The 1,545-nt window shown below is 46.3% G+C and carries 2 protein-coding genes; both read left to right on the forward strand.

Annotated features, from left to right (window positions below; genetic code table 11):
- A partial coding sequence (locus E0D98_RS24075; RefSeq protein ID WP_131891239.1) for an RHS repeat-associated core domain-containing protein occupies positions 1–997 on the forward strand: 997 nt, incomplete at its 5' end.
- Positions 994–1,545, forward strand: a 552-nt coding sequence (gene ybfC / locus E0D98_RS24080) for a protein YbfC (RefSeq protein ID WP_131891242.1), incomplete at its 3' end; no start/stop codon positions are given. The genes E0D98_RS24075 and ybfC, both read left to right, overlap by 4 nt.

The raw sequence follows: 1,545 nt of genomic DNA on the forward strand, positions 1-1,545 counted from the left end.
AACGCAGCGCCGCAGCCTGGCGGATGCGCTTCAGCAGTCCGGCGGCGAAGACGGTGGCAGTGTGGTGTTCCCGCCGGTGCTGGTGCAGATGCTCGACCGGCTGGAAAGTGAAATCCTGGCTGACCGGGTGAGTGAGGAAAGCCGCCGCTGGCTGGCATCGTGCGGCCTGACCGTGGAGCAGATGCAAAACCAGATGGACCCGGTGTACACGCCGGCGCGAAAAATCCACCTGTACCACTGCGACCATCGCGGCCTGCCGCTGGCGCTTGTCAGCACGGAAGGGGCAACAGAATGGTGCGCAGAATACGATGAATGGGGCAACCTGCTGAATGAAGAGAACCCGCATCAGCTGCAGCAGCTTATCCGCCTGCCGGGGCAGCAGTATGATGAGGAGTCCGGCCTGTATTACAACCGTCACCGCTATTATGACCCGCTGCAGGGGAGGTATATCACTCAGGATCCGATTGGGCTGAAGGGGGGATGGAATTTTTATCAGTATCCGCTGAATCCGGTTCAGTATATAGATTCAATGGGACTGGCATCAAAATATGGACACTTAAATAATGGCGGATATGGAGCGAGACCCAACAAACCGCCTACGCCCGATCCAAGTAAATTGCCGGACATAGCGAAACAATTAAGACTGCCATATCCTATTGACCAGGCCAGTAGTGCGCCTAATGTTTTCAAAACATTCTTCAGAGTATTAAGCCCTTACGACTACACACTGTATTGCAGGAAGTGGGTAAAACCAAATCTGACTTGTACGCCACAGGATGATTCCCAGTATCCAGGGATGGATACAAAGACAGCAAGTGATTACCTGCCACAGACAAATTGGCCAACAACTCAATTACCACCAGGATATACTTGTGCAGAACCCTATTTATTCCCAGACATTAATAAACCCGATGGGCCAGCAACAGCAGGGATAGATGATTTGGGTGAAATTTTAGCTAAAATGAAACAGAGAACATCGAGAGGAATAAGAAAATGAAAAGAGTTTTGTTCTTTTTGCTGATGATATTTGTTAGTTTTGGTGTTATAGCTGATTGCGAAATACAAGCTAAAGATCATGATTGTTTTACTATTTTCGCTAAGGGTACTATTTTTTCCGCGTTTCCTGTCTTAAATAATAAAGCCATGTGGAGATGGTATCAGAATGAGGACATCGGTGAGTATTATTGGCAAACAGAACTGGGTACATGTAAAAATAATAAATTCACACCAAGCGGGGCGAGACTCTTAATTCGCGTCGGGTCACTACGCCTTAATGAAAATCATGCCATCAAAGGAACGTTGCAGGAGTTGATAAATACAGCAGAAAAAACGGCGTTTCTCGGCGATCGGTTTAGAAGTTATATAAGAGCGGGTATCTATCAAAAAAAGAGCAGTGATCCAGTTCAGTTGTTGACAGTCCTTGATAATTCAATCATGGTAAAATATTTTAAAGATGAGAAACCAACTTATGCTCGAATGACAGCACATCTCCCGAACAAAAATGAGTCTTACGAATGTTTAATAAAGATACAGCATGAACTAATT

This window comes from Escherichia sp. KCJ4928, assembly GCF_004352695.1.
GTDB lineage: Bacteria > Pseudomonadota > Gammaproteobacteria > Enterobacterales > Enterobacteriaceae > ECMA0423.